23 protein-coding genes are annotated in these 23,295 nt (G+C 66.7%); 14 read left to right on the forward strand and 9 right to left on the reverse strand.

Annotated features, from left to right (window positions below; translation table 11 throughout):
• The first annotated feature begins 100 nt into the window (after positions 1 to 100).
• Entirely contained in the window at positions 101 to 1,054 is a 954-nt protein-coding gene (gene gcvA / locus GY40_RS19840) for a transcriptional regulator GcvA (RefSeq protein WP_051988315.1), read from the forward strand.
• A gap of 9 nt (positions 1,055 to 1,063) precedes the next feature.
• Here gcvA and GY40_RS19845 read toward each other — a convergent pair whose 3' ends face one another.
• A complete protein-coding gene (locus tag GY40_RS19845; RefSeq protein WP_038365751.1) occupies positions 1,064 to 1,735 on the reverse strand; it encodes an alpha/beta hydrolase in 672 nt (223 codons plus the stop codon).
• 311 nt (positions 1,736 to 2,046) lie between these two features.
• On the opposite strand from GY40_RS19845, the gene GY40_RS19850 reads away from it, so the two are divergent.
• From GY40_RS19850 to GY40_RS19885, 8 genes are all read left to right on the forward strand, one after another.
• Positions 2,047 to 3,249, forward strand: coding sequence for a cysteine desulfurase family protein (locus GY40_RS19850; protein ID WP_156116008.1), 1,203 nt, complete (start codon positions 2,047 to 2,049; stop codon positions 3,247 to 3,249).
• 62 nt (positions 3,250 to 3,311) lie between these two features.
• A complete protein-coding gene (gene sufB, locus GY40_RS19855) occupies positions 3,312 to 4,784 on the forward strand; it encodes a Fe-S cluster assembly protein SufB (protein WP_038365754.1) in 1,473 nt (490 codons plus the stop codon).
• A gap of 110 nt (positions 4,785 to 4,894) precedes the next feature.
• Positions 4,895 to 5,647, forward strand: a complete 753-nt coding sequence (gene sufC / locus GY40_RS19860) for a Fe-S cluster assembly ATPase SufC (RefSeq protein ID WP_038365755.1) — start codon at positions 4,895 to 4,897, stop codon at positions 5,645 to 5,647.
• Positions 5,647 to 6,996, forward strand: coding sequence for a Fe-S cluster assembly protein SufD (gene sufD, locus GY40_RS19865; protein WP_038365757.1), 1,350 nt, complete (start codon positions 5,647 to 5,649; stop codon positions 6,994 to 6,996). Before sufC ends, sufD begins: the two co-directional genes overlap by 1 nt.
• Positions 6,996 to 7,202 (forward strand): tautomerase family protein, encoded by a 207-nt coding sequence (locus GY40_RS19870; protein WP_038365758.1) that lies wholly within the window; start codon positions 6,996 to 6,998, stop codon positions 7,200 to 7,202. The genes sufD and GY40_RS19870 overlap by 1 nt, the downstream gene beginning before the upstream one ends.
• A gap of 4 nt (positions 7,203 to 7,206) precedes the next feature.
• Complete coding sequence (locus GY40_RS19875; protein ID WP_038365760.1) at positions 7,207 to 8,460, forward strand: cysteine desulfurase; 1,254 nt, start codon at positions 7,207 to 7,209, stop codon at positions 8,458 to 8,460.
• A gap of 35 nt (positions 8,461 to 8,495) precedes the next feature.
• On the forward strand, positions 8,496 to 8,876 hold the full coding sequence (locus tag GY40_RS19880) for an SUF system Fe-S cluster assembly protein (RefSeq protein ID WP_051988335.1): 381 nt from the start codon (positions 8,496 to 8,498) through the stop codon (positions 8,874 to 8,876).
• Between the two features lie 103 nt (positions 8,877 to 8,979).
• Complete coding sequence (locus GY40_RS19885; RefSeq protein ID WP_038365762.1) at positions 8,980 to 9,870, forward strand: PhzF family phenazine biosynthesis protein; 891 nt, start codon at positions 8,980 to 8,982, stop codon at positions 9,868 to 9,870.
• Here the strand turns inward: GY40_RS19885 and GY40_RS19890 are convergent.
• Entirely contained in the window at positions 9,865 to 10,221 is a 357-nt protein-coding gene (locus tag GY40_RS19890; protein ID WP_038365764.1) for an MmcQ/YjbR family DNA-binding protein, read from the reverse strand. The two genes, GY40_RS19885 and GY40_RS19890, sit on opposite strands and share 6 nt — an antisense overlap.
• 7 nt (positions 10,222 to 10,228) lie before the next feature.
• On the reverse strand, positions 10,229 to 11,296 hold the full coding sequence (locus GY40_RS19895; RefSeq protein ID WP_038366054.1) for a malate/lactate/ureidoglycolate dehydrogenase: 1,068 nt from the start codon (positions 11,294 to 11,296) through the stop codon (positions 10,229 to 10,231).
• A 205-nt stretch (positions 11,297 to 11,501) separates the two neighbouring features.
• Between GY40_RS19895 and GY40_RS19900 the strand changes: the two genes are divergently transcribed.
• Entirely contained in the window at positions 11,502 to 11,891 is a 390-nt protein-coding gene (locus GY40_RS19900) for a HesB/IscA family protein (protein ID WP_038365766.1), read from the forward strand.
• A 6-nt stretch (positions 11,892 to 11,897) separates the two neighbouring features.
• Here GY40_RS19900 and GY40_RS19905 read toward each other — a convergent pair whose 3' ends face one another.
• Together GY40_RS19905 and GY40_RS19910 are read right to left on the reverse strand one after the other, a co-directional pair.
• Positions 11,898 to 12,950, reverse strand: a complete 1,053-nt coding sequence (locus GY40_RS19905) for a GGDEF domain-containing protein (protein ID WP_038365768.1) — start codon at positions 12,948 to 12,950, stop codon at positions 11,898 to 11,900.
• Positions 12,951 to 13,132: 182 nt separating this feature from the next.
• Entirely contained in the window at positions 13,133 to 14,617 is a 1,485-nt protein-coding gene (locus GY40_RS19910; protein ID WP_038365770.1) for a DEAD/DEAH box helicase, read from the reverse strand.
• A 161-nt stretch (positions 14,618 to 14,778) separates the two neighbouring features.
• On the opposite strand from GY40_RS19910, the gene GY40_RS19915 reads away from it, so the two are divergent.
• Positions 14,779 to 15,474, forward strand: a complete 696-nt coding sequence (locus GY40_RS19915; RefSeq protein ID WP_038365772.1) for an alpha/beta fold hydrolase — start codon at positions 14,779 to 14,781, stop codon at positions 15,472 to 15,474.
• Positions 15,475 to 15,476: 2 nt separating this feature from the next.
• On the opposite strand, the gene GY40_RS19920 is transcribed toward GY40_RS19915, so the two are convergent.
• From GY40_RS19920 to parE, 3 genes are all read right to left on the reverse strand, one after another.
• A complete protein-coding gene (locus GY40_RS19920) occupies positions 15,477 to 15,737 on the reverse strand; it encodes a hypothetical protein (RefSeq protein ID WP_038365775.1) in 261 nt (86 codons plus the stop codon).
• A gap of 100 nt (positions 15,738 to 15,837) precedes the next feature.
• Positions 15,838 to 16,779: a LysR family transcriptional regulator gene (locus GY40_RS19925; RefSeq protein ID WP_038365778.1), complete on the reverse strand. Its 942-nt coding sequence runs from the start codon at positions 16,777 to 16,779 to the stop codon at positions 15,838 to 15,840.
• Positions 16,780 to 16,944: 165 nt separating this feature from the next.
• The gene (parE, locus tag GY40_RS19930) at positions 16,945 to 19,026 is read right to left on the reverse strand and encodes a DNA topoisomerase IV subunit B (RefSeq protein ID WP_038365781.1); all 2,082 of its coding nucleotides are present in this window, start codon (positions 19,024 to 19,026) and stop codon (positions 16,945 to 16,947) included.
• Positions 19,027 to 19,348: 322 nt separating this feature from the next.
• Between parE and GY40_RS27675 the strand changes: the two genes are divergently transcribed.
• The 3 genes from GY40_RS27675 (at position 19,349) to GY40_RS19940 (ending at position 22,029) form a co-directional block, all read left to right on the forward strand.
• Positions 19,349 to 19,516: a hypothetical protein gene (locus tag GY40_RS27675; protein WP_156116009.1), complete on the forward strand. Its 168-nt coding sequence runs from the start codon at positions 19,349 to 19,351 to the stop codon at positions 19,514 to 19,516.
• Positions 19,517 to 19,739: 223 nt separating this feature from the next.
• On the forward strand, positions 19,740 to 21,122 hold the full coding sequence (locus tag GY40_RS19935) for a hypothetical protein (protein ID WP_051988316.1): 1,383 nt from the start codon (positions 19,740 to 19,742) through the stop codon (positions 21,120 to 21,122).
• A 31-nt stretch (positions 21,123 to 21,153) separates the two neighbouring features.
• Positions 21,154 to 22,029, forward strand: a complete 876-nt coding sequence (locus GY40_RS19940) for a glycosyltransferase family 2 protein (RefSeq protein ID WP_038365784.1) — start codon at positions 21,154 to 21,156, stop codon at positions 22,027 to 22,029.
• A gap of 7 nt (positions 22,030 to 22,036) precedes the next feature.
• Here the strand turns inward: GY40_RS19940 and GY40_RS19945 are convergent, their stop codons facing one another.
• Positions 22,037 to 23,236 carry a glycosyltransferase family 4 protein gene (locus GY40_RS19945; RefSeq protein WP_248311224.1) on the reverse strand — a complete coding sequence of 400 codons (1,200 nt, stop codon included), beginning with the start codon at positions 23,234 to 23,236 and terminating at the stop codon, positions 22,037 to 22,039.
• Positions 23,237 to 23,295 lie beyond the last annotated feature (59 nt).

Here is a 23,295-nt window from a genome sequence, read left to right on the forward strand (position 1 = left end):
AGGCGATGCGCCTGGCGGTGTGAGGTGAATCTGAGCCGGATGGCGCGGGACGACAAAGCGGAAGATTGTCACCTGCCATAAAGAGGGCTTATGGTTCGGCATGCCCGCGCATCCGCCGCCACCAAAGCTTCCTCCGCTCGCCGCGGTCCGCGTTTTCGAGGCTGCGGCGCGCCACCAGAACTTCACCCGCGCGGCCGAGGAGCTCGGCATGACGCAGGCGGCGGTGAGCTACCAGATCCGCTTGCTGGAGGACCGAGTGGGCGCCGCGCTGTTCGTGCGCCAGCCCCGCCAGGTCGTGCTGACGGCGATCGGGCAACGCCTCGCCGGGCCGGTGGCGAAGGCGCTCGCCGATATCGGCACGGTGTTTCGCGATCTCTGCGAAGAGAACCAGACGGTCCTGACGATCTCGGCGTTGCAGACGATGGCGATCACCTGGCTTTCACCGCGCCTCGCCCAGTTCCAGATCGAGAACCCGCAATTCGAGGTGCGGGTCGGGACCTCGGAGCATCTCGTCAACTTCGCGACGGAGTCGGTCGACCTGGCCTTGCGCTTCGGGATGGGCGAATGGCCCGGGCTGGTCGCGGAGAAGCTCTTCGCCTGCCACTACGCACCGCTCTGCACGCCGGAACTGCGCGAGCGGCTGCAATTGCGCGAGCCGCAGGACCTGCTGCGGGCCCCGCTGCTCAGCCCGACGGATGATTGGTGGGCAAACTGGTTCGCCGATGTCGGTATCGTGGCGCCGAAGCCCGGCGGACGGGCCACGATGGCGTTATCGATGCAGGCGATGAACATCCAGGCGGCGCTGCGCGGGCATGGCGTCGCGATGGCGGCGCCGGAACTCTTCGCCTATGACATCGCGGCCGGGCGGCTGGTCTTCGCCATTGAACACGCAGTGCGGGGGGAACGCTCCTACTGGATCGTCTATCCGCCGGAGCGCCAGCGCGAGCGCAAGATCAGGTTGTTCCGCGACTGGATTCTGGCGGAGGCCCGGGCAGCTTCCATGAAGCTGCCCGTACTCGAGGGAAGCCGGAGCGCGACCGCCCCAGCTGCCTGATCGTCCGGATCAGGCCTGTTCCTGCTCCGACTTGATGATCTCCGGCCCGACCTTGCCGTCGAGATAGACGCCGACCTGCTCCATGAGCTGCTCGACGCGACCGTCGAAGAAGTGGTTCGCGCCTTCGACCACGGCATGCTCGATCTGGATGCCCTTCTGGGTCTTCACCTTCTCGATCACCGCCATCACCTCCTTGACCGGGGCGACGCGATCCTCCGAGCCATGGACGAACAGGCCGGAAGACGGGCAGGGCGCCAGGAAGGAGAAATCGTAGCGGTTCGCCATCGCCGCGATCGAGAGGAAGCCCTCGATCTCGGGGCGGCGCATCAGCAATTGCATGCCGATCCAGGCGCCGAAGGAAACGCCCGCGATCCAGCAGTTCTTGGCCTCGGGGTTGAGCGCCTGCATCCAGTCGAGCGCGGCAGCCGCATCCGAGAGCTCGCCGGCGCCGTGGTCGAAATGGCCCTGGCTGCGGCCGACGCCACGGAAATTGAAGCGCAGCGCCGAGAACCCCCGGTTCACGAAGGTGTAGAACAGGTTGTAGACGATCTGGTTGTTCATCGTCCCGCCGAATTGCGGGTGCGGATGCAGGATGATCGCCAGCGGCGCGCCCCGCTTCTTGGCGGGCTGGTAGCGCCCCTCGATCCGGCCTGCCGGACCGTTGAAAATCACCTCTGGCATCGTCTTACCGCCTTTTGTTGACGATGCCGGCAGGGGCGGAGCCTGGGGCGGCCGAATGCCGCTCCTGAAGCCCGCCGCCCTTGACGGCACCACCTCGTGCGCCCTAGATAAAGAGCGCTTAGAATGGTTCTAACAGCCGTGAACGAACGAAGAACAAAACGGTATGCCGCTCTCGGAAACCGGTTCGACCTCGTTCTGGCCGGTTCGGACGGGCGGCTATAGCACGGCGCACAGGTGCGATTTCAAGCATTTCGTGTCGAGCCCGTGAGATCGCGGCCCGCGATGACGAAGATGGAGCAGGCAGGACGGTGATGGCGGCAAGGCGCGCCTATCTCGACCACAATGCCACGACCCCGGTGCGGCCGGAGGCGGTGGAGGCGGTCGCGCATGCGTTGGCCCTGCCCGGCAACCCGTCCTCCGTTCATGGTGAAGGGCGCGCGGCCCGCGGCGCGATGGAACAGGCGCGCGAGCAGGTCGCCGCGCTCGTCGGTGCGAAGGCCGCGAATATCATCTTCACCAGCGGCGGCACCGAGGCGAATGTCACCGTGCTCTCGCCCGGACTGATGGATTGCGATGGCGGCCGCGATTGTGTGCGGGTCCCGGCCTCGCTCCTGCTTCACAGCGCGAGCGAACATGCCTGCGTGCGCGATGGACATCGCTTCGCCGCCGGTTCCGCCGAGGAAATCCCTGTCGATCGCGACGGGCTCGTCGATCTCGTCTGGCTGGAGGCGCGGCTTGCCCGCTTCGCCGCCGAGATGCCTGGCGCGCGGGCGCTGGTCTCGATCCATCTCGCCAATAACGAGACCGGGGTGATCCAGCCGGTCGCCGAGGCCGCTGTCATCGTTCACCGTCATGGCGGGCTTTTGCACAGCGATGCCGTGCAGGCTGCCGGCAAGATACCGATCGATATCGTGGCGCTCGGTGCCGATGCACTGACGCTGTCGGCCCATAAGATCGGCGGGCCGAAGGGGATCGGCGCTATCGTCTTCCGCACCGGCGCGCTCGAACTCGCGGACAAGCCGATGCGTGGCGGTGGTCAGGAGCGCGGCTGGCGGGCCGGAACCGAAAACTTGCCGGGAATCATTGGCTTCGGCGCTGCAGCTGAGATCGCGCGCAAGGCTCTGGGCGAGGAGGCGGCCCGGCTTGCCGTGTTGCGCGACAGGCTCGAAGCCGGCTTGCTGGCGCTTGCGCCGGAGACCGCGATCTTCGGCCGCCCGGTGGAACGCCTGCCCAATACCAGCGCCTTCGCGACGCCCGGCCTGAAGGCCGAGACACTTCTGATCAAGCTCGACCTGATGGGCGCGGCGCTGTCCTCCGGCTCGGCCTGCTCCTCGGGGAAGGTCAAGCGTTCGCATGTGCTCGATGCGATGAAAATCGACCCTGCCATGAGCGCAGGGGCCTTGCGGGCCTCGCTCGGATGGACCACCTGCGAGGCGGACATCGATCTTTTCCTCGCGGCCTACGAAAAGCTCGTGGCTGCGCAAGCCGATCGGGGCGCCCGGGCTGCCGCCTGACGCGTTCCGCAACACGAAGAAATTGAACCGGCGGGCCTTGAACCCGCACTGGAGACTGAGAAATGGCAGCGGTCCAGGAGACCATCGATCAGGTCAAGTCGATCGACGTGACCGAATACAAATACGGCTTCGTCACGGAGCTCGAGGTCGACAAGCCGGCCAAGGGCCTGACCGAAGACACCGTGCGCTACATCTCTGCGCGCAAGAACGAGCCCGAATGGATGCTCGAATGGCGGCTCGACGCCTTCCGTCGCTGGAAGACCATGACCGAGCCGACCTGGTCGCGCGTCAACTATCCGCCGATCGACTACCAGGACCTCTACTACTATGCTGCGCCGAAGAAGGGCGCTTCGCCGAAGTCCCTCGACGAGGTCGATCCGGCGATCCTGGAGACCTACAAGAAGCTCGGCATCCCGCTGCGCGAGCAGGAGATTCTCGCCGGCGTCGCGCCGGAGAACCGCGTCGCGGTCGATGCGGTGTTCGATTCCGTTTCGGTGGTCACGACCTTCAAGAAGGAGCTGGCGCAGGCCGGCGTGATCTTCTGCTCGATCTCGGAAGCGATCCAGGAACACCCCGAGCTGGTGAAGAAGTATCTCGCCACCGTGGTGCCGGTGACGGACAATTATTTCGCCACGCTCAACAGCGCGGTCTTCACCGACGGCTCCTTCGTCTATGTGCCGAAGGGCGTGCGCTGCCCGATGGAGCTGTCGACCTATTTCCGCATCAACGAGCAGAACACCGGCCAGTTCGAGCGCACGCTGATCATCGCCGACGAGGGCGCTTATGTCAGCTATCTTGAAGGCTGCACGGCTCCCAAGCGCGACGAGAACCAGCTCCACGCGGCGGTGGTCGAGCTGATTGCGCTCGACGATGCCGAGATCAAGTACTCGACCGTGCAGAACTGGTATCCGGGCGATGCTGAGGGCAAGGGCGGCATCTACAACTTCGTGACCAAGCGCGGCGATTGCCGCGGCAAGAACTCGAAGATCTCGTGGACGCAGGTCGAAACGGGATCGGCGATCACCTGGAAATACCCGTCCTGCATCCTGCGCGGCGACGGTTCGCGCGGTGAGTTCTACTCGATCGCCGTGTCGAACGGAGCGCAGCAGGTCGATAGCGGCACCAAGATGCTGCATCTCGGCAAGAACACGACCTCGAAGATCATCGCCAAGGGCATCGCGGCCGGCAAGTCCGACTCGACCTATCGCGGCATGGTTTCGGCCCATCGCAAGGCGACGGGCGCGCGCAACTTCACCAACTGCGACTCGCTGCTGATCGGCGACCAGTGCGGTGCGCACACCATCCCCTATATCGAGGCCAAGACCGCGACCGCGATCTTCGAGCATGAGGCGACGACCTCGAAGATCGGCGAGGACCAGCTCTTCTACTGCCAGCAGCGCGGCCTCTCCGAGGAGGAGGCGGTGGCGCTGATCGTCAACGGCTTCGTCAAGGAGGTGCTGCAGCAGCTCCCGATGGAATTCGCCGTCGAGGCGCAGAAGCTGATCACCATTTCCCTTGAAGGCTCCGTGGGCTGACGCCCGATCGTTTCCGAGATGCCCGGGGCAAGCCCGGGCATGACGCCGAGACCAAGCGCGTCATGGTCGGGCCCGACCCGACCATCTCCTGCAAGATGGAACTCTGAACAATGCTCGAAATTCGCAATCTGGTCGTCAAGATCGCCGACGAGGACAAGCAGATCCTCAATGGCCTCAACCTCACCGTGAACGATGGCGAGGTCGCCGCGATCATGGGGCCGAACGGCTCCGGCAAGTCGACCCTGTCCTATGTCATCGCCGGCAAGGAGGACTATGAGGTCCTCGACGGCGAGATCCTGCTCAACGGCGAGAACGTGCTGGAGATGGAGGCCGACCAGCGCGCTGCGGCCGGCATCTTCCTGGCCTTCCAGTACCCGCTGGAGATCCCCGGCGTCGCCACCATGACCTTCCTGAAGGCCGCGATGAACGCGCAGCGCAAGGCGCGCGGGCAGGACGAGCTTCTGACGCCGGACTTCATCAAGCAGGTCAACGCCGCCGCCGACAAGCTCGGCATCGCCAAGGACATGCTGCGCCGTCCGCTCAATGTCGGCTTCTCCGGCGGTGAGAAGAAGCGCATGGAAATCCTTCAGATGGCTCTGCTTTCGCCGTCCATGTGCATCCTCGACGAGACCGATTCCGGCCTCGACATCGACGCGCTGCGCATCGTCGCCGAGGGCGTCAACGCGCTGCGCGACAAGAATCGCGGCTTCCTCGTCATCACCCACTATCAGCGCCTGCTCGACCATATCGTGCCGGACACCGTCCACGTCATGTCGAAGGGCAAGATCGTGAAGACCGGCGGCAAGGAGCTGGCGCTCGAGCTCGAGAAGTCGGGTTACGCGTCCTATGGGGAGGCCGCCTGATGGCCATCGTCACCCCGCTGAAGACGGCGGCCGAGCAGACGCTGATCCAGCAGTTCGCTGACAGCAAGGCCGAGCTGCCGGGCGGCCCGGCCGTGCGCAAGTTGCGCGAGGACGCCTTCGCCGGCTTCGAGGCCAAGGGCCTGCCGCATCGCCGGCTCGAATCCTGGCGCTATACCGACCTGCGCGCGCTGTTGCGCGAGGCCCGTCCGCTCGCCGACGGCGCCGCCGTCACCGAGGCGGTCAAGGCTCGCCTGGCCGCGCTGAAGCTCGACGGCCTGCGCCTCGTCCTGGTCGACGGCGTCTTCGCGCCCGACCTCTCGACGCTCGACGACATTCCGGAAGGCGTTTCGGTGCAGTCGCTGTCCGAGGCACTGGTCTCTCAGCGCGAGGGCCTGTCCCGCGTGCTGTCCGGCCCCTCGGTCGGCGCCGACGATACCGGGCTGATGCTCAACACCGCACTGATGCGCGACGGCGTCTTCGTCGAGATCGCCGAGGGCCGGAATCTGGAGCAGCCGATCGTCATCGTCTCCCTCGCTTCCGGCCATGAGGAGCGGGCGGTGTTCCACCGTTCGGTCGTGCTGGCGGCGCAGGGCAGCCGGGCGACCATCGTCGAGGTCAGCGAGGCGGCCGGCGAGGCGGCCCAGCAGATCAACGGTGCCATCGTCTTCGAGACCGGCGACGAGAGCGAGATCCAGCATGTCCGCATCGTGACGCGGCAGGCCGCGGCGAGCGTGCAGGTGCAGAGCCTGCTCGCGACCGTCGGCGCCCAGGCCAAGTTCGACTCCTTCGCCTTCGTCGCCAGGGCCGGCACGCTGCGCCAGCAGCATTTCGTCCGCTTCGCCGGCGAGCACAGCGAAATCGGCCTGCGCGGCGTCAATCTGCTGCGCGGCTCGGAGCATTCCGACGTCACGCTGATCGTCGACCATGAGGTGCCGCACGGCACCAGCCGCGAATTGTTCAAGACGATCGCCGGCGGCGAGTCGACCGGCGTCTTCCAGGGCAAGGTCGTCGTGCGCCCGCATGCGCAGAAGACCGATGGCAGCATGAAGAGCAACGCGCTGCTGCTGAATGACGGCGCGACGATGTTCAACAAGCCGGAGCTCGAGATCTTCGCCGACGACGTGGTCTGCGGCCATGGCGCGACCGTCGCGCAGATCGACGGCGACCAACTCTTCTACCTGATGGCGCGCGGCCTGCCGCGGCCCCAGGCGGAGGCGCTGGTGCTGCAGGCCTTCGCCGGCGAGGCGGCCGAGTTCATCGGCGACGAGAATGTGCGCGAGCTCGTCATGCACGAGGTCGAGTCCTGGCTCCAGGCCCGCGAGGCCGCCTCCGAGGTGAGCACCGTCTGATGCCCTACATCAATCTCCAGATCACGAAGGGCGCGACGCGCGAACAGAAGGCGCAGATCGTCAAGGAGTTCACCGAGACCCTGGTGAAGGTGCTCGGCAAGAACCCGCAGAACACCCATATCGTGATCCAGGAGATCGAGCGGGAGGATTGGGGGCATGCCGGCGCGCTCGTCGCCGACCGGCAGCCCGGTACCGGAAAGGCGTGAGCATATGAACGCGGTGACCGGCCAGCCCGTACTGAAGCCCTATGACGTCGAGACGATCCGGCGGGATTTCCCGATCCTGTCGCGCGAGGTCTATGGCAAGCCGCTCGTCTATCTCGACAACGCGGCCTCGGCCCAGAAGCCGAACGTGGTGATCGATACGATGTCGAAGCTGATGCGCGAGGATTATTCCAACGTCCATCGCGGGCTGCATTACCTCGCCAATGCCTCGACCGAAGCCTATGAGGCGGCGCGCGAAAGCGCGCGGCGCTTCCTCAACGCCAAGCATCTCGAGGAGATCGTCTTCACGCGCTCCTCGACCGGCGCGCTCAACACCGTCGCGTCCTCGCTCGGGCGCCACCTGAACCTCGGCGAGGGCGACGAGATCATCGTCTCGATCCTCGAGCACCACTCCAACATCGTGCCCTGGCATTACTGGCGCGAGCGGCATGGCGCCGTGCTGAAATGGGCACCGATCGACGAGGACGGCAATTTCCTCATCGAGGAATTCGAGAAGCTGATCACCCCGCGCACCAAGGTCGTGGCGCTGACGCATATGTCGAACGCGACCGGCACCATCGTGCCGATCGCCGATGTGGCGAAGATCTGCCGGGCGCATGGCATCCCGCTCGTCGTCGACGGCAGCCAGGGCGCGGTGCATCTGCCGGTCGACGTGCAGGCGCTGGGCTGCGACTTCTATGCTTTCACCGGCCACAAGACCTATGGACCGACCGGTTCCGGCGTGCTCTGGGGCCGCAAGGAATGGCTCGACAAGCTGCCGCCCTATGAAGGCGGCGGCGAGATGATCGTGACCGTCACGGAAGACACCGTGACCTATAACGACCCGCCGCACCGTTTCGAGGCCGGCACGCCGGCGATCGTCGAGGCTGTGGGGCTGGGCGTCGCGCTCGACTACATGATGGCGCTCGGCCGCGAGAACATCGCCGCCCATGAGGCGAAGCTCGGCGCCTATGCGATGGAACGTCTCGGCGAGATGAATTCGATCCGCATCTTCGGCAAGGCACGGGAGAAGGGTGCGATCGTCGCCTTCGAGATGAAGGGGGCCCATGCCCATGACGTCGCGACGGTGATCGACCGCGCCGGCGTGGCCGTTCGCGCGGGTACCCATTGCGCGATGCCGCTTTTGGCACGATATGGGGTGACATCGACCTGCCGCGCCTCCTTCGGCCTCTACAACACGCTGGAAGAGGTCGACAAGCTGGTGGAAGCCCTGCGGAAGGCCGAAAACCTGTTCGCATGATATCGAGGATACGAGCCTTGGCCACGTCCGAACCCATCGCGCTGAAGGAAGACGGCTTTAAGCCGAACGAGCCGCAGGTCGGCTCCGCCGCGTCGCTTCCGCCTGAGGAGATCGACCGGCTGACGGACGATATCGTCGCGGCGCTGAAGACGGTCTACGATCCCGAGATCCCGGCCGACATCTACGAGCTCGGCCTGATCTACCGTGTCGACATCGCCGATGACCGGCAGGTCACCATCGATATGACGCTGACCGCGCCGGGTTGCCCGGTCGCGGGAGAGATGCCGGGCTGGGTCGAGAATGCGGTCAGCACCGTCAACGGCATCGCGGGTGTCACGGTCAACATGACCTTCGATCCGCCCTGGGACCAGTCGCGCATGTCCGACGAGGCCCGCGTCGCGCTCGACATGTGGTGAGCGCGACACCGGTCGCGTTGATGGATCGCATCTCATCGCTTCATTGGTGCTGAGCCCGCTCCGCTGGCAGGAATAGGCGCGTCATCCGCTCCCGGAGCTTGCCATGCCCAGCTTTCCCTACGAGACCGTCGACGTCTTCACCGACCGCCCCTTCGGCGGCAACCAGCTCGCCGTCTTCACCGATGCGCGCGGGCTCTCGGATGCGCAGATGCAGTCGCTTGCGGCCGAGATGAACTATAGCGAGACGACCTTCGTCCTGCCGCCGGACGATCCGGCCCACGATGCCAGAGTCCGGATCTTCACGCGCGCGCATGAAATGCCGTTCGCCGGCCACCCCAATGTCGGAACGGCCTTCGTGCTCGCGCGCCACGGTCGCGACCGTGGCGGCGTGCTGCGCTTCGAGGAAATTGCCGGGCTGGTCGAGGTGAAGGTCGCGCGCGATGCCGCAGGCACCGTCACCGGCGCGACGATTGCTGCCCCGCAGGCCCTGACGAAGAGCATCGAATTGCCGGCCGACGCGATCGCCGGCTGCGCCGGTCTTTCGCCTTCAGATATCGTCGTGACGAACCACCGGCCGGTACGGGCCTCGGTCGGCGTTTTCTTCGTTCTCGCGGAGGTGACGCTGGAGGCGCTTTCGCGCGCCACGCCGGACCTCAGCCGGTTTCGGGCCGTCCGGGACAGCACGCCAGGCCTGGAGGGCCGCTTCTCGCTGTTCCTCTATGCGCGGGACGGCGCCAGCGATATCCGCGCCCGGATGTTCGCGCCGATCAGCGGCACATGGGAGGATCCGGCGACCGGAAGCGCCAGCGCCACGGTTGCCGCCCTGCTTCTCTCCCTCGGTAGCCAGGACGATGCGAGCTTCACGCTGACGCAGGGCGTCGAGATGGGCCGGCCCAGCCTTCTGCACCTGACCGCGCGCCGCGGCGAGGACGGCATCCGCGCCACTGTCGGCGGCTCCTGCGCGCAGATGTTCCGGGGCGAAGCGCTCCTATAGGCCCAGCTCCGCGCGCACCCGCTTCGTCAGCCCTGCCGCGGCGAGGCGGTGGCTTTCGCGCAGATAGTCCTGCAAGGCGTCGTCCGGCATGCTCTCGGGCGACAGCCACTGGATCCATTTCATGCCGCGCGAGGCGAGGTAGGGCGCGGGCCTCAGGCCCGGCTGCTCCCTCAGAATGTCGAAAGCCAGCGGCGAGCATTTGAAGCTCACCGCCATCTCACCGTCCTCCTGCGGCCGCGCGATGGCGAAGACCTTGCCGCCGACCTTCCAGACATCCGCGCCGCCCCATTGCACGACATGGCTGGTCGCCGGCAGGGCGGCGCAGAAGGCATTGTAGGCCGCTTGCAGCATGGGAAGCTCAGTAGCTGTCGGCGTCGATGCCGTAGCGGGCGGCGGCGGCCTTGATCTGCGACCAGGTCTCGTCGTCGAGCGGGATGCCGGCGGCGGCGCGCTCGATCCGGACCTTCCGCTCCTTGTCTCCCGGCGCCAGGACGGGGTTGGCCGGGTCCTGCGGCTTGGCGGCGCGCACGAAGGCGAGGTAGCTGTCGATGCGGCTCTTGCGCAGCCCGGCATCGGGCTCGAGGCGGGCAGGGTCGATCAGCACGCCGAAGAGCGAATTGATGGTCCAGCTCTTTTGCGGCTTCTGGTCGATGCGCGCCGCACCCATCAGCCCCGCCGAGAGCAATTCGGCGATCAGCGAAAGGCCGGCGCCCTTATGATCGCCGAAGGGCAGCAGCGCGCCGAGCGGCCGGTCCGGGCTGGCGAAGACATGGGAAGGGTCGGTCGTTGGGCGGCCCTCGCCGTCGATGATGTAGCCGGGCGGCACCTGCTCGCCCTTGTTGAGCGCGACGCGGGCCTTGCCATGCGCCATGCGGCTCGTCGCGAAATCGAGGATCAGCGGATCGCCGCCGGGGACGGGAATGCCGATCGCATGCGGGTTCGTGCCGAAGCGTGCTTCCTTGGCAGCGAAGGGGGCGACGATCGGCGGCCGGCCGGCGACATTGACCCAGAAGAAGGAGATCAGCCCGGCCGCCGCCGCAACCTCGGCATAATGGCCGATGCGGCCGATATGGTGCGAATCGAGCAGGTTGACGATGGCGACGCCACCGGTCCTGGCCATCTCGACGGCGCGGTCGACGGCGTTGCGCGCGGTGGGTTGGCCGATGGCGATGTTGCCGTCGACGATCAGGAAGGGCGCCGCGTCGAGGCGGATCTCGCCCTTCGATTCGGGTTTGAGGTTTCCGTCGGCAAGGGACTGGAAATACAGCGGTATCATCCCGACGCCGTGGCTGTCATGGCCGCTCAGATTGGCGAGGACGAGGTGGTCGGCGGTCTCCTCGGCCTCCTCAGCGCTCCAGCCGGCCCTGGTGACCATGTCGCGGACGAGGGAGCGGAGGGCTTCGGGGCGGTGCAGGCGTTGAGGCATGGCTTCCCTGACGCTGGGATCGAAGGCGCTCCAGAGTGCATGCCGGAGGGCGAACCGCAATGCATCGCGCGCGAGGATGCCGGCGCATGAACGCATGGCGCGCCAGCTGTGTCGCGCCGCACCTCGACGGAAGCGCGTGCAATCCCTATGTTAGGTCCATCATCTTGCTTCACCGGGCCTTGAACCCGGTCGAGGAGGGACAACAATGTTTTCGATACCCGGGCTGAAGGTCATCTCTCTGACCGATGCAGCCGCTGCCCGCATCCGCGAGATCATGGCGCAGAGCGCGGGCGATGCCGCGCCGGCACTCGGCCTCAGGGTCGGCGTGAAGAAGGGTGGCTGCGCCGGCATGGAGTACACCTTCGAGATCGCCCGCGAGATCAATAAGGGTGACGAGGTCGTTTCCGAGAAGGACGCGACCGTGATCGTCGATGCCAAGGCGGTGCTGTTCCTGCTCGGCACGGAGCTCGACTTCAGGACCGATCGCTTTTCCTCGACCTTCGTCTTCAACAACCCCAACCAGGTCTCGGCCTGCGGTTGCGGCGAATCGGTCGAGATCAAGCCGCGTGGCGAGAGCGCGTTCGCGGCGTCCTGAGCGGCGTCAGGCGACGCGGCTCGCGAGTTCCACAGCTTCCTCGGTGACGGTGCGGTTGCGGCCGTCGCGCTTGGCCCGCATCATCGCCTGATCAGCCCGGTCGACGAGGGAGCCGGCGGTGTCGCCGCGGCGATACATGGCGACGCCGAGCGAGATCGTGATGCGGCCAAGGTTCTCGTTGGTCGAGCGCTTGATCAGCTCGCGGGTGAGCAGGGCCTGGCGCACCGTCTCGGCGCCGAACTTTCCGGCGATCAGGTCGGCCTCCGGCAGGATGATCGCGAACTCCTCGCCGCCGAAGCGGCTGATGACTGCCTTGTCCTTGAACTTGTCCTTCATCGTGCGTGCGACGAGGCGCAGCACCTGATCGCCCGTCAGGTGTCCATGGGCGTCGTTGAAGCGCTTGAAGAAGTCGATATCGGCCATCACTAGCGCGAAGGGCTCGCGCCGAAGCGTGGCCTGGTCGATCGACTTCTGCAGCATCTCCTCGAAATGGCGGCGGTTGGCGAGGCCGGTCAACGGATCCGTCAGGGCTTCGGCGCGCGTCGATTCCAGCGCCTCGCGCAGGTTGCGGATCTCGTTAGAGCTGTTGCGCAGCTCCGCTTCGAGCTGGGTCTTGCGCGTCACTTCCTCGCGGGTCGACATGACCAGCGCCTCGACCCATTCGCGCAGCTTCTGCCGGTCAGTCATCGGTGGGACATCTTCCGACATCGCCGCCAGCCTACCGTGATAGAGCTCGCTGGAGCCGAGCGCCTTGTCGATCAGCGCCATCATGCTGTCGATCTCGCCCAGCACCTGCAGGCTGGTGCGCTCCGCCTGCCGCGAGAAGCGCTCGGTATTGATGAAGCGCTCATAGAGGCTGTCGATATCGGCGGCCGTGACCTTGCCGTCGCTGCCGGCGAGGATGGCGTTCAGTGCCAGGCTGACCGCGGGCATCTCGCCGCTCAGATGGGCATACCAGACCTCGAAGGCGCGCGGATAGCTCGGTGAATCATGCTGCCGCATGGCGGCGACGACGCGCTCGGCCAGGTCGTGATGGGCGGAAACCGGGGCTTCGTCCATATCATGCCATTCCCGTGCGAAGCGGGTCGCGGCTTTCGGCCACGTCGACTTCGATCATTCAATCGAAGCGGGACATCCTGTCCGCATATACGGCGGCATGCGCCCGTCCATCGCGAGACTTTCGCACCGCGACGACGGAGATATCAAGTAAAGGCCGTTAAAATCGGGTTTATGCCGCTGCGTCAACCGATGCGAACCGGCCGCAGCAGGAAGGCCGGCACATGATCGCCGAGGCCTTTCACCTGCGGGCCGTCATCGTCGTCGCGATTGCGCCGCCGCCCGTCGCGCTCCTTGCGCTCCGGGGTTCCGGGGCGGATGGGCTGCTCGGCTTCCACCTGCGGACGCGGGCGCCGCGCGGCGTCGCGCCGCTCTTCGACAGCCTCGACGACGGCGGGGGCGGCTTCCGTTTCGCTATGGCCGCGCGGACGGCGTTCGTTGCGTCCACGGTCGCGCTCGCCCCGTCCGCGGTCGCGGGAAGACGGGCGCTTGTCGTCGCGCTTGCCGCGGCGTTCCTCGCGGGGGGCTCCCGGCGGCAACGCGTCGAGACCCGCTCCCTCATAGGCGATGCTCTGGCCGGTCAGCTTCTCGATCGCGGCGACGAGCTTGTCGTCATGGCGGGTGACGATGGTGAAGGAGGCGCCTTCGCGACCGGCGCGGCCGGTGCGGCCGATGCGGTGGACATAGTCCTCGGCGTGGGTCGGCACGTCGAAGTTGAAGACGTGGCTGACGGCCGGGATGTCGAGGCCGCGCGCGGCCACGTCGCTCGCGACAAGGATCGGGTTCTCGCCGGTGCGGAAGGATTCGAGCGCCGCCATGCGCGCGTACTGGTCCATGTCGCCGTGCAGGGCGACGGCGGGGAAGCCGTGGCGCAACAGCGATTTGTGCAGCGTCGCGACATCGCGCTTGCGGTTGCAGAAGACGATGGCGTTCTGCAGATCGGTTGCGCCCTTGATGAGCTTGCGCAGCGTCTCGCGCTTCTCGAAATCCTGCGGGTTGGAGGCGATCAGCCGCTGCGTGATGGTGGTGGCTGCGGTCGCGGGGCGCGAGACCTCGACACGGACCGGATTATGCAGGAACTGCTCGGAGATCCGGGTGATCTCGGGAGGCATGGTCGCCGTGAAGAACAGCGTTTGCCGGGTGAAGGGCACGAGCTTGCAGACGCGCTCGATGTCCGGGATGAAGCCCATGTCGAGCATGCGGTCGGCCTCGTCGATGACGAGAAGCTCGACGCCGGTGAGCAGCAGCTTGCCGCGCTCGACATGGTCGAGCAGGCGGCCGGGCGTCGCGATCAGCACGTCGACGCCGCGGGTGATCTTGGCGTCCTGATCGCCGAAGGAGACGCCGCCGATCAGCAGCGCGACCGAAAGCTTCTGATTGACGCCGTAGCGGGTGAAGTTCTCCTCGACCTGCGCGGCAAGCTCGCGCGTCGGCTCCAGGATCAGCGTGCGCGGCATCCGGGCGCGGGCGCGGCCCGTCTCCAGGATCGTCAGCATCGGCAGGGTGAAGGCCGCCGTCTTGCCCGTGCCGGTCTGGGCGATGCCCAGAACGTCCTTGCGGGCCAGCACATGCGGAATGGCCTGGGCCTGGATCGGAGTCGGTGTGCTATAGCCGGCGGCCGTGACAGCCGTCAGAACCTTTTCACTCAGGCCGAGTTCGGCAAATGACATGCGTATGGCGCTTCTTCAGAGTCGGTGACACGCGGCGGGATGGGTCCATCAACCGCCACGCTGGCGCGACAACAGTTCCTGCGCGCCTTCGGACCCGTGTGGAATGCAAAGAAAACGCGGCAAAGTCAATCACGTAGCCAGAAAAGGACGATTTTTGCCCGATGAAGGACCCGCTCGTTCTCGTCCCCGGCCTCAGTTGCACCGCCGCGCTCTATGCTCCGCAATGGTCGCGGCTGGCCGATGGCCGCCTCGTTCTGGTCGCAGAACACAGCCGCGACGACAGCCTCGGTGCCATCGCTGAGCGTCTTCTGGCAGCCGCGCCGCCGCGTTTTGCGCTCTGCGGGCTGTCGATGGGCGGCTATGTCGCCTTCGAGGTGCTGCGCCGGGCACCGGAGCGCGTCACGAGGCTGGCGCTGCTCGACACCAGCGCCAAGCCGGCGACCCCCGAAAGCAATGAGCCCCGCGCCCAGATGATCGATCTCGCGGAGAAGGGGGCCTATGACAACGTCACGACACTGCTCTGGCAGCGCCTGGTGGCGCCCGCCCGGCTGACGGACGAGCCGTTGCGGCTGCTGGTGCGCCGGATGGCCGACGATATCGGCGCCGACGGTTTCGTGCGTCAGCAGAAGGCCATCATGAAGCGGCCGGATTCGCGACCGGTCCTGACGGGCCTATCCCTTCCGACATTGGTGCTGGTCGGTGAGGAGGACGAGATCACCCCGGTGGCGGAGGCGCAGGAAATGGCGGGGCTCGCCGGCGCGAAGGCCCGGCTGGCGACGTTGCCGGGCTGCGGCCATCTCTCGACGCTGGAGGAGCCGGAACGGGTGGCGGCGGAACTGGCGCGCTGGCTGGCCTGAAATCAGCGGGGCAGGGCGCAGGGGTCGAGCTTCGTCGCGTTCGCAGTCTGGCTGATGGAGCCGGTGACCATCGGATCGACCGGCTGGCGCTTCGCGGCGGCAAGGCTCGCCTGCGCCAGCTTGTCCCTGTCGAGGCCGGCCGTCTGGTTCGAGACGAAATTGGCGGCGATGACCGACAGGAAGGCGATGGCCGCGGCGGCCTTGGCAATGTCGATGGCCGCCGTGCCGCGATTGTTCTTCCAGAACAGTTGGATCAGGCGCATTGCGCTCTCCGTGTCCCGTGTCCGCACGGGTATGGCGCAAGCATGCACCGAGAGCGGTAAAAGCTTGGTTAGCCGGATCTTTCCGGAAAGCGCGGCATTTTCAGGATAAGGGGCCGGTCTCGGCCGATCGCCCTTCGAGGCGCGCCCGATGCTCGCGAAAGAGCTTGCGCAGCGCCGCCAGCACGGCGCCGACGCCGGCGCGCTGGCGCGAGACGTCATGCGAGAGCAGGTAGATGTCGTCGCCGGTCGCGTCCGGCGGCGGTGCGATGCGCCGGAGGCCGGGGTCGAGATCGGCCATGAAGCAGGGCGCCATCGACAGCGCGCCGGCCGAGCGGATGCTTTCATAGCGTGCCGCGGAATCGCCGACTCGGGCCGCAATCGGCCTGCCGGCCGCGAAACGCAGGATATGATCGTCGATGCGCGAGGAGGTTTCGCGGTTGACCGAGATGATCGGCGCCGTCGCCGGATCGACATCGTGGCGGCAGTAGAGCGCCTGCATCAGCCGGCCGATCTTCTGCGCGTAATAGCCCGGTTCCGCTGGCGGGTTGCTCATCCTCAGCGCGATGTCGGCTTCCCCACGGGCGAGGCTAAGCCGGTCGCGCGTGCTGATGATGACGATTTCGACGCCGCCGGCATCCCTGGAGACCGTGGTGGCGTGCATGGTCAGGAACAGGCTGATCGAGGTCGTCGCGGTGACGCGCACCGGCGCATTGGCGAGCGGACGAGCGGCATCGGCCCGCGACAGGAAGCGCCGGGTGGCCGCCTCGACCTCACCGGCTTCCGCCGCGAGCTCGATGCCGATCGCCGTCGGAACGAGGCGGTTGGCCTCGCGGATGAAGAGCTGGAGGCCGAGATCCTTCTCCAGCACCTTGAGCCTGCGCGTGACGGTGGCCTCGCTTAAGCCCAGCCGCGCCGCCGCCACGGCCATCGACCCGCCGCTGGCGATGGCGTTGAAGATCCGGATGTCGTCCCAGGAGGCGTTCCCGGCGGGCGCCGCCAGATCGCCGTCGCGTCGAGATGGAGGTGGAGCAGGCTCGGCCATATCGTCAGGGACGGCTCGCCGAGCGGGGCGCGGCTTCTGCGATCATGATCGTCCGGGAAGCGGAAGGGGTTCGACATGCGCGAACCCTGCCAATCCTTTCGCAAGCGGGCAGCCCGGCGGCGCTGAGGTGCAGCCTTGCAGAAATGCCGGGCTCGCCGCCGGCGATCACAGGTCGATCAGCTCGCCGGCGAAGGCCGCCCGCTCCTGGATGAAGATGAAGCGGGCCTCGGGCTTGTTGCCCATCAGCCGCTCGACCGTATCGGAGGTCTCTTCCCTCGCCTCATGGTCCACCATGACCTTGAGCAGCAAGCGCTTGGCCGGGTCCATGGTGGTTTCCTTGAGCTGCTGCGGCATCATCTCGCCCAGGCCCTTGAAGCGCGAGATCTCCGGCTTCTTGCCCTTGAAGACGGTCTCGATCAGCTCGTCCTTGTGGGCGTCGTTCCGGGCATAGACGCTTTTGCCGCCGTGCTGGAGCCGGTAGAGCGGCGGCACGGCAAGGTAGAGATGACCCTTCTCGATCAGCTTCGGCGTCTGGCGCCAGAAGAAGGTGACGAGCAGGGAGGCGATATGGGCGCCGTCGACATCGGCGTCCGTCATCACGATGACCTTCTCGTAGCGCAGGTCGTCCTCGCGGAACTGCGTGCCGATGCCGCAGCCGAGCGCCAGGATCAGGTCGGCGAGCTGCTGGTTCTGGTTGAGCTTCTCTCGCGTGGCGTTGGCGACGTTGAGGATTTTGCCGCGCAAGGGCAGGATCGCCTGGTTGGCGCGGTTGCGCGCCTGCTTGGCAGAGCCGCCGGCCGAGTCACCCTCGACGATGAAAAGCTCGGAGCCGGCCGCGCCGGCATTGGAGCAATCGGCGAGCTTGCCGGGCAGGCGGAGCTTCCGCGTCGCGGTCTTGCGCGAGACCTCCTTCTCGAGGCGGCGGCGCAGCCGCTCCTCGGCGCGATCCACCGACCAGTCGAGCAGGCGCAGCGCCTGCTGAGGTGCGGCGGCAAGCCAGTGGTCGAAGGCGTCGCGCACGGCGTTCTCGACGATGCGGGAGGCTTCCAGCGTCGCGAGCTTGTCCTTGGTCTGGCCCTGGAATTCCGGCTCGCGGATGAAGACCGAGAGCATGGCGGCGCAGGTCGCCATCACGTCGTCGGAGGTGACCTGCGCCATGCGCTTCGACTGGCCGATGCGCTCGGCATGGTCGCGCAGGCCCCGCAGCAGGGCGATGCGCAGGCCCTGCTCATGGGTACCGCCTTCGGGAGTCGGGATCGTATTGCAATAGGAGGAGGAGAAGCCGTCCTCGCCGGTGGCGAGCCAGGCGATGGCCCATTCGAGCGAGCCGTGGCCGCCTTCCTTCGTGATCTTGCCGGAGAAGATCGGCTCGGCGACGAGGTCCTTGCCCTCGATCTCGCGACCGAGATAGTCGCGCAAGCCGCCGGGGAAGCGGAACACGGCTTCCGCCGCGACATCGCCCTCCGGCTTCAGCAGCGCCGGCGCGCAGGTCCAGCGGATCTCGACGCCGCCGAAGAGATAGGCCTTGGAGCGCGCCATGCGGAACAGGCGGGCAGGCGAGAAATGCGCGCCTTCGCCGAAGATCTGGGCATCCGGGTGAAAGCGCACCTTAGTGCCGCGCCGGTTGGCGACCGCGCCGACCGTCTCAAGCGGGCCTTGGGGCAGGCCGCGCGAGAAAACCTGCCGGTAGAGCGTCTTGCCGCGCGCGACCTCGACCTCCAGCCGGTCGGAGAGCGCATTGACGACGGAGACGCCGACGCCATGCAGGCCGCCCGAGGTCTCATAGGCCTTGGAGTCGAATTTGCCGCCGGCATGCAACGTCGTCATGATGACTTCGAGCGCCGACTTGCCGGGGAATTTCGGATGCGGGTCGACCGGGATACCGCGGCCATTGTCCGTCACCGCGATCGAGCCGTCCTCGAACAGTTCGACGTCGATGAAGGTGGCGTGGCCGGCCACGGCCTCGTCCATGGCGTTGTCGATCACCTCGGCGAAGAGGTGGTGCAGCGCGCGCTCGTCGGTGCCGCCGATATACATGCCCGGCCGACGGCGGACGGGCTCGAGCCCCTCCAGCACCTCGATGGCGGAGGCGTCATAGCCGGTCTCGGACAGGGTTCCGTTGCGCGGAGCTCCCGCGCCGCTGCGCGGCGCTTTTGGAGTCTCGGCGGGTGCGCGCAGTTCCGGCTTCGGGCCAGCCTCAGCCGGCCGCTCCGCGTCCGAGCCGAAAAGATCGCCATTCTCCGCCATCGCGCCAAATGCTTCCTGATTCGCAACGCTAAACTCTAGCGCATTCCGACCCGTCCTGCGCTTCGCGGCCGCTTATAGACCGTGCCGGCCGCTATAAAAACCTCGCCTTCCACATCTGTCAGGAGCCATGCGCCGCCCGCCGTCATCGACAGGTCATGGATCGCCGTGAACCTCTGCTGGAACCCGGTTCATTCAGGCTGCGTTAAGCGGCACGGACCAGGATGGTGTGCGTGATCGGGCCTATGCGGCGATTTGCAATGCGCTAAGATCAGCCTAGGGGGAGGTCGCCGTGGTGTCGCGTCAGTCGTTTCCTGTGACGAGAATGGCCGGGCTTCAGCGCGCTGCGCGTCTGGCCGGCGAGTCCTTCGGCTATGAGGATGCCCGCGTCGTGGCGGAAGCGCCGCGCCTGGACTGGACGTCTTCGCGAGGGCTCTGGTGGCTCGCTGCCGTTGCGGCAGGCGCCGGTTTCGCCGTCCTGCACTTCTCCTGATCACTGACGGCTGGGGGCGCAGCGCCCTTTCCGGATCGTGCCGGCGCCCATGCCCGGGCGCTGGCATCCGGTTCATTGTTCGGTCCGGTGCTCCCTCGACGCGAAATATCAACCTTTCGGCCCTACGCCTGACGGTGGAGGGTTTCGCGCGTGAACGGTGCCATCATTGCCAGTGCCGGCCTGACAGGCCGCGTCGCCGCCACTGTCGCAAGCTGAGGCCGCGATGGCGAAGATCGCTGCGCTCGGAGCCTATATCTACCAGGCCGTTCTGGCGCTGGGGCTGTTGCTCGTTGTCGCGCACCGGCTGCCGGCGGCGGAGTTCACGGCCTATTCGCTGTTCATCTCGGTCGTGCAGTTCGGGGCGATCGCTTGCTTCGAGTGGATTCGCTTCGCCTGCAGCCGCTTCTATCCCGGCCCTGACGCGCAGAGCGAGGCGACCGAGCGCGGAACCATCACCTCGGAATTCCTGGCCTGTTGCGGGTTTTGCGCTGTCGGTGCGCTGATCGCGTGGTTCTGCGGCGTGCCGGCACCGGTCGCGGGGCTCGGCGCGGTCGCGGCGATCGTGCAGGGCGGCAGCGAGATCCATCTCACCATGCTGCGCTTCCGGCACGCCTTCCGGCTGTTCTCCTGGATGCAGGCCCTGCGCGCCTCGCTGATGGCCATCGGCACGCTGGCCGGCGCCTGGGCCGGGGCGGATTTCGCCCATGTCCTCGGCGGCGTCATGGCGGGCTATCTCGCCTATCTCGTCCTGGCGATCCTGGTCTCGCGGGGCGGTTTCGGCGAACCGGGGCGCTGGAGCCTCGAGGCGACGCGCCGGCATCTCGCCTATGGTGGGATCTCCGCGGGAGCCTCGGTCGCCGCGATGCTGGCACCGCTCGGGCTGAAGGCGATCTTCACGGCCACGTTGGGAGGGCAGGCGGCCGCCGCGCCGCTGCTGGCGCTCGATCTGTTGCAGCGCCCCTTCGTCCTGATCGTCTCGGCGATCTACGCCATCCGTTATCCTTCGCTCGTACAGCTCTTCGACCGCGATGGCGGCAGCGGCGAATTCCGCCGCGAGCTCGGGCGTTACTATGCCTTGCTCGCCGGCTTCTCGGCGATGGGCGCCGCGGCCGTGCTCAGCCTGCTGGCCGTCGCCACGACGCTGCTGATCGCGCCCGAGCTGCGCGAATCCTTCCTGCGTGTCGCGCCCCTCATCACGTTCACGGCGCTGATCCGGGCCATCGTGCAGACCCTGTTGCCGACGGCGGCCCATCTCCAGCGTCGGTTGGCGGCGATCGCCGGGCTCGCCGTATTCGATTCTGCGCTGATGTGCGCCGGCGCTCTGGCCGCCACGGCGTGGTTCGGCGGAACGGATTTCACGATCTCGGCCGGTGCGGCCGTCGGAGCGCTTGTCGCGCTCGCCGGCGGCCTGCTGCTGCTGCGCCTGCTGCCATTCGAGATGCCACGGCTGCCGCTCGCCTCCGCCCTGCTGGCCATCGTCGCGGCCTGGGCGATATCGACCTGGCTTGGCGGGAACGCGGTGCTCGCCGCTGCGGCCGGGCTCGGCGCGACGATGCTCGCGAGCCTGCCCGCCTTGCCTCGCATGCTGCGATGGCTGGCGCATTGAGGGACGGATGCATGATCGGAACGCTCCAGCCATGAAGATCGTCGTCGGGATCGCGACCGCCGGGCGCCGGGAGGTGCTTTGCGACACGCTCGCCGAGCTCGCGCGGCAGGAACGGCTGCCGGCGGAGATCCTGATCTGCCCGGCGCAGGAGGAAGATGTCGACTGGTCCTTCGCCGAGACGCTCACCGTGCCGGTCAGGCGGGTCGCGCCGCGGCAGGGGCTGTGCGTGCAACGCAATGCCATTCTCGACGCGATCGGCGATGCCGAGCTGCTGCTGTTCTTCGACGATGATTTCCTGCCGGCCCCGTCCTTCGTCACCGAGGCGGAGGCGTTGCTCGGCCGCGAAGGCGACATCGTCGTCGCGACCGGACAGGTGCTTGCCGACGGCATCCACGGGCCCGGCCTCGCTGCTGCGGAAGCCCGGGCGATCCTGGCACGGGACATCGCGCCGGCGGAGGCGCGGTTGACGCCGGTCGAGAATGCCTATGGCTGCAACATGGTATTCCGGGTCGCGGCGATCCGGGCGGCGGGGGCGCGTTTCGACGAGAACCTGCCGCTCTATGGCTGGCAGGAGGACACCGATTTCTGCCAGCAGCTCGCCGGGCAGGGGCGGATCGTGCATTCGACCGCGCTGCGCGGTGTGCATCGCGGCAGCAAGCGCGGACGGACCTCCGGTCTGCGCTTCGGCTATTCGCAGATCGCCAACCCGGTCTATCTGGTGCGCAAGGGCACGCTCAGGCCGCGCCGCGCTCTGCGGCTTGCCGCCGGCAATGTCGCGGCGAATATCGGCGGCAGCCTCAAGCCGAACAACCCCGTCGACCGGATCGGCCGGCTGAAGGGGAACTGCCTCGCTTTCTGGGACCTGCTGCGCGGGCGGCTCGCGCCGCAGCGGATCCTGTCGCTGTAAGGGCCAGTCAGGCCTTGGCCAGCCTTTCGGGGCACATCTCGGCCAGGATCGCGAGCAAGGCTTGAGTACTCTTCTCCCAGGAGAAGTGCGCCAGATTGGCATGGCCGGCAGCGACAAGCGTCGCGCGGCGCTCAGGCTGCGCCAGTATCAGCTGCATCGCTTGCTTCAGGCTTTCGCGATCGCGCGGATCGAAATAGAGCGCCGCATCGCCACAGGCTTCGCGCACGGCCGGGATATCGGCAGCCAGCACCGGGCACTCTTGCGTCATGGCCTCAAGTGGCGGGATGCCGAAGCCTTCATAGAGGCTCGGAAAGACGAAGGCGATCGCCTGCCGCTCGAGGCCAGCGACCTCGGCATCAGATAGGCGCCCGGCAAAGATTATATTGTCCGCCTCGGCAATGCCGCTGCCTTTGAAGACATGGGAGTGGATGCCGCCGACGATGACCAGCTTCTGGCCGGGCAGGGCACTTTCCTGGAAGGCGCGAATGGCGAAGTCGACGTTTTTGTTCGGCTTCAGCGTGCCGACCAGAACGAAGAAGCCGCGATCGTCGAGACCAAGCCTGTCGACGATGGAGCCGTCCGGCACCGTTTCGGCGAAATGATCGGGCGCGTTGTGGATGACGGCGATCCCTTCTGCGGGCACGCGGAAGACAGCGCTCAGCTCACGACGGGAAAACTCCGAGACGGTCGCGACCCGGGCCGTCCGGGTTAGCGCGAAGCCGAGCAGCTTGTGCAAGGCCCGGTAGCCGCGGCCGAAGGCCTCCGGGTGGCGGAAGATCGTGGCGTCATGGATGACGACGAATTGGTGTGGATGAAGCAGAGGGCCACTGCCGCCGAAACCGACGAGAAGGTCCTGGCGGGTCGCGCGCGCCAGGACACTCTGTTCCCACACGTGCCCGTTCGACCGGCCGGTTTGGAGAACCTCCATATGCTGCAATTCCAAGTCGATCTCGACACCCGCGGGCACGACAATTCGCCAGCGAGAGCCGAGAAGAGGTGACGGCAGGGCGCCTTGGCCGATCCTTCTGTCAAGCGCTGCCGTGAGTTCGCGTGCGAAGCGCTGAACGCCTGTCAGTGGCTGGGCGAGGAAGCGGCCGTTGATCGATATGGTCTTCAACGCAGCTGTCCCATGCCAGACGAGTTGACTTTGAACGTGCCGGAAAGGGCTGAAAGCTCCGTTACGAGGCGTGTCGCCGATAGACGCCACATCGAGCAGTGAGGCTTGACAAATAAGAATATAAGCCTATTAATGTTCTTGTTTTGTTC

This window comes from Allobosea sp. UNC402CLCol, from assembly GCF_000745475.1.
GTDB lineage: Bacteria > Pseudomonadota > Alphaproteobacteria > Rhizobiales > Beijerinckiaceae > Allobosea > Allobosea spartocytisi.